Origin of the sequence: Microcoleus sp. PH2017_08_TRC_O_A, from assembly GCF_020738665.1 — a bacterium.
Taxonomy (GTDB): domain Bacteria; phylum Cyanobacteriota; class Cyanobacteriia; order Cyanobacteriales; family Microcoleaceae; genus Microcoleus.
Genome location: NZ_JAEQCE010000002.1, coordinates 100,482 through 109,266 on the forward strand (window position 1 = coordinate 100,482; position 8,785 = coordinate 109,266).

The 8,785-nt window shown below is 44.6% G+C and carries 7 protein-coding genes; 3 read left to right on the forward strand and 4 right to left on the reverse strand.

Annotated features, from left to right (window positions below):
* Nucleotides 1-165: 165 nt before the first annotated feature.
* Both JGK22_RS01260 and dnaB read left to right on the forward strand, forming a co-directional pair.
* Complete coding sequence (locus tag JGK22_RS01260) at nucleotides 166-1,938, forward strand: hypothetical protein (RefSeq protein ID WP_293184787.1); 1,773 nt, start codon at nucleotides 166-168, stop codon at nucleotides 1,936-1,938.
* A 451-nt stretch (nucleotides 1,939-2,389) separates the two neighbouring features.
* Entirely contained in the window at nucleotides 2,390-3,757 is a 1,368-nt protein-coding gene (gene dnaB / locus JGK22_RS01265; RefSeq protein ID WP_293184785.1) for a replicative DNA helicase, read from the forward strand.
* Nucleotides 3,758-3,916: 159 nt separating this feature from the next.
* Here the strand turns inward: dnaB and JGK22_RS01270 are convergent, their stop codons facing one another.
* Together JGK22_RS01270 and JGK22_RS01275 are read right to left on the reverse strand one after the other, a co-directional pair.
* Complete coding sequence (locus JGK22_RS01270; protein ID WP_293184783.1) at nucleotides 3,917-4,645, reverse strand: hypothetical protein; 729 nt, start codon at nucleotides 4,643-4,645, stop codon at nucleotides 3,917-3,919.
* Between the two features lie 285 nt (nucleotides 4,646-4,930).
* Nucleotides 4,931-6,082 carry a ParB/RepB/Spo0J family partition protein gene (locus JGK22_RS01275; protein WP_293312178.1) on the reverse strand — a complete coding sequence of 384 codons (1,152 nt, stop codon included), beginning with the start codon at nucleotides 6,080-6,082 and terminating at the stop codon, nucleotides 4,931-4,933.
* A gap of 25 nt (nucleotides 6,083-6,107) precedes the next feature.
* Between JGK22_RS01275 and JGK22_RS01280 the strand changes: the two genes are divergently transcribed.
* Nucleotides 6,108-6,458, forward strand: a complete 351-nt coding sequence (locus JGK22_RS01280) for a hypothetical protein (RefSeq protein WP_293312180.1) — start codon at nucleotides 6,108-6,110, stop codon at nucleotides 6,456-6,458.
* 6 nt (nucleotides 6,459-6,464) lie between these two features.
* On the opposite strand, the gene JGK22_RS01285 is transcribed toward JGK22_RS01280, so the two are convergent.
* Together JGK22_RS01285 and mobV are read right to left on the reverse strand one after the other, a co-directional pair.
* Nucleotides 6,465-7,295: a ParA family protein gene (locus JGK22_RS01285; RefSeq protein WP_293239998.1), complete on the reverse strand. Its 831-nt coding sequence runs from the start codon at nucleotides 7,293-7,295 to the stop codon at nucleotides 6,465-6,467.
* 313 nt (nucleotides 7,296-7,608) lie between these two features.
* A partial coding sequence (gene mobV, locus JGK22_RS01290; RefSeq protein ID WP_293312182.1) for a MobV family relaxase occupies nucleotides 7,609-8,785 on the reverse strand: 1,177 nt, incomplete at its 5' end.

Sequence of the window (8,785 nt, forward strand, 5' to 3'; positions counted from 1 at the left end):
CACCAATAAGCGTGCAAACGTAGCGCTGCGGAACCCATGCCACCTTTCTGTCGAAAATGACTGAACAGCGGTCAATACCCCCTGCCCAATTAACAGCAGTCTCTTTGGTGTGGCTTGCGACTGCCACAATTCCTGACATTTACATTTTTTACGTCGGAGGAAAAAATGGTTGTAGCTACAACTACCTGGCACAAGCCGCCACTCGCCAGACACGCAGCAGTTTACGAAGACCTAGCCGACATACTCGAAGGCGCTACCCCCAGCGCCATCAAACTCGCCCTCTACCTGTACAGAACCTGCATCGGTGGCAAACCAGAGGAAATCGACATCCATTGCATCCCCCTAGGCGAAAAACGAGCCACAAGAGCCCGCAACGGCAAACCTTACAGCGCCAACACCAGGCGGACAGCCCTCAGACAGCTCGAAAAATTCGGCTTGGTCAAAATCCTCAAAAACTATGGGCGTGGCATTTTCCGCATAGCAGTACAGCACCTGGGCGAAGTTCGCCCCTTCATTCATACCCACCCAAAATTCCAAAAACTGAGCAATCAATCAAAAAATCAACGCCAACAGTCAAAAATTGAGCAAACAGAGGGTTCAAACCCTGATAGTGCCGTACTCTTTACAAAGGATAAAAAAGGACAGCAAAGCACTGAAAATGTTGCTGCTGTTTTTTTAAATCTTTTTGAAGAAAAAGAAAATTTAGCAAAGGCAAATATAAAACCAAAAAATGTAGAACCAAAAGTTGCTACTCAAGTCCAGACCAAAACCAGTCAGTCAAATGAAAATTTACAAGAAAAATTAGAAATTCTGGATGAGAATAAATGTTCCGCCCCAACGACTGAATGTCTGAACACTAATTCAGATAAGATTCAAGCGATCGACGATGCGACAATACCTTGCAGTTCAGAACAAACAGGTTTGACCTCCGAACCCCCGCAAAAACTACCCACAAAACTCGACAGCCTCCACGATCAAAGAATCTCTGGCGCCGAACCAACAATAACCAACAAAGCTGTCCAGTTAAATCCCGAAACATCTTCCTTTGTTAATTCTCAAGTCCCTAAAATTGCCGAACCAGTTGTAATGCCCAATTCCAAAGCAACTGAAATTGCCGACCCTGATGTAACTGAACTTGTCGAAGCGGTTGCGATTGCTAACTCCGAAGCAACTGAAATTGTCGAAGTAGTTACAATTTCCACTTCTGAAGCGATTGCAATTGCCAACCCTGATGTAACTGAAATTGTCGAAGCGGTTGCGATTGGTAACTCCGAACCAACTGAAATTGTCGAAGTGGTTGCAATTTCCACTTCTGAAGCGGTTGTAATTGCCAATCCTGATGTAACTGAAATTATCGAAGTGGTTGCAAATGTTAATTCCGAAACGACTGAAATTTCCGACCCTAATGCAATTGCTAACTCTGAAGCGGTTGCAATTACCAACCCCGATGCGACTCAGATTGTCGAGATAGTTATGCAAGCCACAGGAGGGATGAATCCCGAATTGAGAGTTTGCGTCTTGCAGTACAACTTAGAGGAAATCCAAGCAGCCGTAAACCTGCTGCAAATCAGAAGCCAAACAAAGCAAATATCTAACCCTTCTGGATGGATCGTTGACTGTTTGCGAGGTCGTTGGTGGGAACAAACTAACGGTTTTCCAAACTCGAACCCAGCAAATGTTGTTTCGTCTCCAGCTTCAACAGGCTCCTCTCCAGTTCCAAAAAATTCTCCTTCTGCACATACAACAAGAATAACTGAGGATTATATTGACCCTCACTATATGCCATTAAAAACTCACCAAAAGTTATTCAAACAGTTCCAAGAACTAGGCGAAGAAGCTTTCGCATCGCTAGGTATTCAGCAGCAAGTTTACTTGCAGTGGATACAGCGATTTCCTCAGCAAGCAAAACAAATTCTGAGCAAATTGTCTACTACTTAGCTATTTATAGCCTTGTTCAGAAAGATGAGGTACTCATGGGCATAGGGCATAGGGCATAGGGCATAGGACTCCGTGGGTATACCTCACTTTTTTGAGGAAAGCCATAGCTCAATACGGTTGATTTAACGCTTTTTTAGGAATTTCATCTGACGATTTTCTAAGCAATATAGACATTTTTTGCAACTCAGATTCTTCTTAAGTAAACCGTATTGGGCCATAGCTTAGTTGTGAAAACAGTGATTATCCAACCTATCTAGACAGCTTTTAATCCTTTACACAACTTTTTCGAGGCGTTGCTTAATCAGGGTATGAAAATGAATAACTTGAAAATTCAGCTATATTGACTGACTCGCTTGCTTCATTTTTTCACATTGAGTTGTTCATACATTAAATCAGCAACGCCATTTTCCCACAGTTCAATTAGCAACAAAATTAAAGGAGAATACCAGACATGGCAGTCAGTTTAGTTGACAAAATTATGCCGAGCAATATTGATGCAGAGGAAGCAGTTTTAGGCGGAATTCTGATCGATCCAATTGCCATTAAAAGAGTCGCAAATATTCTACATCCCGAAGCATTGGCAATTACAGTTCACCAACATATTTATCGGGCCGCTTTAGCGCTGCACTCTAAGGATCAGCCCACAGATTTGATGAACATCACTACCTTCCTCGACAACCACAACCTGCTGGAAGTAGTAGGAGGTCTAACCAAACTGGTAATGCTCGTAGACCGGACTGTTTCAGCCGTCAACATCGACCAATATGCTTTGCTAGTTGTGGACAAGTTTGTCCGGCGCGAACTCATCAAAGCTGGTAATGACATCGTACAGCTTGGCTACGAAACTTCCAGCGAATTAGGTGCGATACTAAATAAAGCCGAGGAAAAGATTTTTGCCCTCAATAAGTACAAAGAAGAGCGACAAAAAGCTATTCAGCCTCTCTCGGAATACTGCGGGGAGCTTTGGCGATATCTAGATGAAATTGAGGAAGAGCGCTTGAAGACTGCTAACTACTTTCCTGGAATCAGCACAGGGTTTTACGACCTCGACGACCTACTGGGAGGGGGATTTTACCGAGGTGAATTGATTGTCATAGGAGGTCGCCCCGGCAGCGGCAAAACAGCTTTGGCTTGTGCCCTTGGCTACAATATTGCTTCCCTTCCCACGAACGGTCGAGTTTTGATGTTTTCGATGGAAATGCCAGGTCGGGACTTGGCAGCGCGACTAATAGCACTTGAGAGTGGGGTGTCGGTGAAAGATATCAGGAAAGTTAACCTAGCTGGTAAGTACGAAGTGCTAGCTTCGGCTTTAGGGAAAGTTAGCGATGCTGATTTTTGGATAGACGAAAGTTTGGAACCATCTCCTTTGGAGATTCGTTCCAGAGTTAGGGAGTTTGTTTGTGAGCGCGGCCCCTTGGGTTTGGTAATTGTTGATTATCTGCAATTGATGGTGAATTCGGCGGATGAAAATGTTGTCAATAAAATCAGCGAAATTACGCGGCAGATGAAGATTTTGGCTCGGGAGGTTGATGTACCTGTTTTGTTGCTTTCTCAGCTTAATCGGGGAGTAGAGGCTCGCGCGAACAAACGTCCGAGTTTATCGGATTTGCGTGGCTCTGGTGGAATTGAACAGGATGCGGATGTTGTCCTTGGAGTTTACAGGGACGACTATTATAATCCTGATTCTCCCGATCGGGGAACGGCTGAAATTATTGCGTTGAAAGGACGGAATAGCGGGACGGGAACGGTTAAGTTGCTGTTTGATGCTGAATGCTGTCGGTTTCGGAATATCTATAAACTTGGGCAATTGGCAAGGTGACACAGCCTTTGGACTGACATTCAGCAGCCTAATCTGTACTTCCTTGAAAATTGTTAGACTGGGCTTTTTTCTTGTTGGTGCAAAGATTCGGCAAATTCACGAAGTTGGGCAAGCGCTTCTTCTGATAAGTTTTCAAGCATTGAATTTAGCTGCTTTTTATTACCATTTTCGGGGCTGCTGGTGGCGAGAGATTGTGTCGGCATCAAGCGAGGATTCGCGTTGTAAAAAATTTTCAAATAGCTGAAAAAATGTATCAAGCGCTTGGGATTCATCTTTTGAATAAAAAAGGATAATTCGCGCCCAAGATTGAGTAGATGGCTGGTTAAATTGCTTTTCTATCCAGTCTTGAAATTCGGCAAATTCTTGTTCCTGTTCAGTAACAGGAATTGCGAGTTGGCGGCAGGCAAAAGTGTAACCATCTAAAAAAGCTTGCAGACTAAAGATAGAACGCTTGCCTAGATAAAGGGCGGGTCTACTTTTGATTTTATCTAAAAGCTGATAAAAATTGTTGTCTGCTGTAATTGAGGGTGTAGCTTGAGGATTTTTCCAGGCATATTCGTTGAGGGAGGTGGGCTCTGAGAGTTTTTCTCCTTGGTTAAATTCTGCAAGGAGTTCAAAAAAGTAATTGAAGGCTTCTCTATCATTGATGCAAAAAAGTTGAATGATGTTTGCCCAAGAGTTAACGGTTTTGACTTTTAATTTTTTCTGAATCCAAGGTTGAAAGTCTCGATAAAACTCCTGTTCTTCGGAAGTGATTGTAATGCCTAAATCTCGCCTTGCTATTTTGTAACCATTTAAAAATATAAACAGGTGAGGCAGGGAAGTTTGCCCTAAATATTGGGTGGGTTGGTTTTTAATTTGTGCGAGAATCTCATAAAGTTGACTCATTTGATTGACCTTCGTTTTGGTTAAAAGTTGTACTATCAAATTCTGTAATTCTGTAACGCTTACAGAGTCGTTAAAAAACTGTCCGAACTATTGCTAGATAAGCATTATCAAATTATGGTCAGATTTTTTTTTTCTTAGAGTGATGGAAGAGCGATAATTTGCGGTTTTTGCGTAAGTCTATATTGTAGAAAGTGATTGTTGAGTTACGATTAAAAATCTCAACTATTTTATGTTGAAAGCAGTATGAAAAACTAAAAATACTCCTTCAACGAGCGTGGAAGTAGTTTACTTAGAATTTTGGGCGATCGCATTTTGCTTCAAAACAGCTTCAATTTCCGCTAACTTCTGACGCAAAACCTCCTGTAATTCCACAAGTTGCTCAACTTCAGACTCCTCCAATACCTGTGGTGACAGCTTCTTCAAATTCCCAGCAGCCAGTTTAACCTGCTTGAGTTGCCGAGTAGACGCTGGAAACTTAGCGAGATTAGAACTGATAATTTCCTTCACTAATTTACGAGTTTGAGCAGCCGACAATTTCTCGGCACAAACTTGGTTAGTTGTCTTCACTCGAATGGACTCCGCCTCTTCTGGTAAAACTCCCAAATTCTTAGCAGAGAGTTTAGACAGAGCCATAGCGTGAACCCCCTTGAGTCCGCTCCGAATCGCCAGTTTTAGATCCGCCGCAATTGACAGCATGGGAAAAATATTGGCATCAATTGAGGCCGGATTGAGTTGCAAATCGAGTAAACCTTCCATTACAGTTCGCTCTTGCTCATCTAAGTCTAAAACCTCCAAACCTTGTCGTTGTTCTTCAGGCGTTGCCCTCACCAACTCAGAAACCAAATTCATGCGCTTTTGCACGTTCAACCGTCGCACAGCAGTCGAGAGAATGCGGGGGATATTTGCAGGCTCTAAGTCAGAAGAAGCAGTTAACTCGCGGACAATCGCCTCAGCTTTGTCTAGGGGGTTGAGGTCTTCTCTATGCAGAGAGGTAAGTAGCGCCTTGCGATGCAGAGATGCTGGCTCTGGAATAATCACAGCTTCCAGAGCTGGCCAGCCCAGATTTTTAGCACTACGCCAGCGTCGCTCTCCGTCGAAGATTACCAACTCTCCCCGCTGAATTAAGATGATGGGTTCTAACTGTCCGTCGCTCGTAAGGGAGCGGGACATTGATTCGATACTAGATGATAAAAATGTCTGCCTGGGTTGTTCGGGGTTGGGTAGAATCTGGTCGAGGGGAACTGAGAGAACCCCTCCGGCTACTTGCAATTGCTCTCGCAGAGCAGCTAGCTGCGCTTCAAGTTCGGCAGCACCGGACTTTCGCAGCTCTTCAACTTCGGTTCTTAATTTTTGGATTTCTTCCTCAGCCTCGGATAGCTGCATGGACTGCTTGGCTGCTGAAAAGTAACTGGTCAAGTCGGGAGTTTTACGGGCCATAGGGATTTAAGATTTTTGATTGGGAGTGAACAAAAAAAAGTTTGCTTTATTTACAGAAGCGATAAGTTTGCTTTGGTCAGAACTTGGCAGTCAGAAGTTAGAGTTCGGCAGTCAGAAGTTAAAGTTCGGTCGTCAGAAGTCAACACTCAGCAGTCAGAAGCCAGGACTCGGCAGTCAGAAGTTAAAGTTCGGCAGTCAGAAGTTAAAGTTCGGCAGTCAGAAGTTAAAGTTCGGCAGTCAGAAGTCAACACTCAGAAGTAAAACGTTTGCATATCAAAAATTTCAGCAATCATCAATGTCCGGCGCTGCCCAAACGGTTGCTATACCTTGGCGGTTTTTTCGGCTTTGGTTGGCTTGGGATGTAGCCTGTGCGTAAGTCCTGCTACTTCTTCTTTTTAGTCTTTTGGCTGTCTGTTGAAGTAACTTTATTTGGCATCAAACTGGCTACGTGCTTAACAATTTCCTTGAAGTCGCCCAGGGCAGGATGAAGCGGGCGATAAATATGTAAAGGCAATCCCTGCCCACAGGCGTTGATAAATTCTGCACTGTCCCGAATTGCCGGGAAAGTGCGGATATTCATCTGCTCTAATTGAGCTGGCAAAGACTCTAAAAGTTGTCGGTGGGTGGCTCGTTTTGCATCGTATTGGTTAGGTACAAACCCGATAATTTCTGGCTGGGGCTTGAGGCGCAAGTGCTTGCAATGATGGTAGTACCATTCCAATAAGTGAGCTGCGCCCTGAATGGATTTTGGTTCTAACTGTACTGGCACTGCTATATGAGTGGCGGCAGCTAGGGCCATTAGGGGCAAAGGGCCCAACGTGGCGGGGCAATCAAAGATTATCAGGTCATGTTCCAGGGGATAGTCGGTCAGGCAATCGCTTAGAAGGTAAGCGCCACGCTTGTGCAAAACTAACTCGTCTGCTGTTTGTGTCAGCGTCATTCCACCCTGACAAACTGTTACATTATTGGTGTGGGAAGTCCAGCTAGGAGTGAGGGGCCAAGAGCCATTAAAGCCGTCTCGGAGGACGGCGGACAGTGTGTGTTCTGGTTCTGGTGGCATCAGCCCACAAAAAAGGGTTTGCGATCCTTGGGGATCTAGATCCATGATGGCTACCTGGAAACCCTTCAAACCTAGTTCGTAGGCGAGGTGGACTGAAAGTGTGGTTTTGCCACTGCCCCCAGCATTGCTGATGACTGCTAATCGAATTTGCATGGTGTTAAATTGAGGTAAATGATTTAAAGATTGTAGAGCGATCTGGTAAGTCATATATCGATATATGAGAAAATTTGCGATAACCAGATTGAAATACTATCAGATGTGCGTTTTAGCCGATCGATCTCAAAAGCGAATTAGAGAAGAGATTGGGAAACACGGCTCGGCTTAAAAACCTAAAACTTGAGCTTGCCTAAATGGAAGGAACCATGCGTGTGAAACAGGTGTTGCCAGAGCGAAATCTCAACTAGGCATAGGGCAAGTATCCGGTGATCGTCTTGAGTTAGAGTTTAGCGATCGTCCTTGATTCGGCTTAAAGTTCTAAATTCGCATTTTTCTGCTTTCCAAGTCGATCGTACACCGTGGCTTGCAACAAATTAGAGAAGTCAGCCAACTGTTGCAATTGGGCTGGAGCAAGTGAAGCGATCGACCGTGTAAAATCCGTGCGTGAGGCTTGTAAATTAAACCCGTGCTGGTTTTTAATTTCTATGCAGCCGTTTTGAACTCGGAACTGCCATTCTGAGCCTATGACCTCGTTGGTTTTTAGATCCGCTTGCAAACAATTCGCCAGAACGAAGCAGCAGCCGGCTAATTGCGAAAGCAAAGAAATTTTTTCTTGCTCTGCAATCAATGTAGCTTTTTCAGAAACCAATTCTTGCTCTACCTGTTCTCTATATTTTTGAGCGAGGATGGCTTTCTCCCGTTCTAGTTCTTGTTGTGCTATGGCCCTTTGCCGTTCTGCAAGCATCTGGTTGATGGCGTCAGAACCGGGCTGTAGCAAAGCAATTGACCTAGACCTGTAATTGGTGGCAGTCTCGAATGGTTCTGGTGAGGACAGCCACAAGTTTAAATCCAATACAGTTTCTTGCGAGTTCACAGCAGTGTAATACTGTCGGATTTTTTGATGCCGTGCCGGCGAGAATTTGATGCCACGTTCGATGCCCAAGTCGGCAACGGCTGCGGCATAGCTGTCTTGAAGTTTGCTCAAGCTACTTCTTGTTCCTCCAAACTCCGTACTTCTGTAGCTCAGTTTTCCCTCATTGTTGATTGGCACCCAGAGACAGTGGATGTGGGGTGTGGCTTCATCGAGGTGCAGGGCGGTTTGAAGAATGTTACTCCCTATATGTTCTTCGAGCCAGTTAGTTGAAGCTTCTGTCCATAGAACCAATTGTTTTTGCTGCCAGTACCCGTAGTTTTCCGGGCAAGAGGGTCTGAAGTAGCTGGGGGAAGCCCCTAGCAGGATATCTCCGGCAATTACTGCATTTTTTCTGATTTTTTGAGAGCCAATTTTTACTTGCGCTAGTTCTATGACAGCTTCGGGCGAAGTCTGACCTTGCAAGATTTCAACAGTCTTGTTTTCGTCAGCATTGGGTACGGTTGTGGTTCGGCTGTTATGTCTGGCCGCTGTTCTCAAACATTCGATCGATTTAAGTTTTCCAACTCTCAAAACGGCTTGTGGTGTACGAAACATGGCGGTGTCCTCGCCTCCC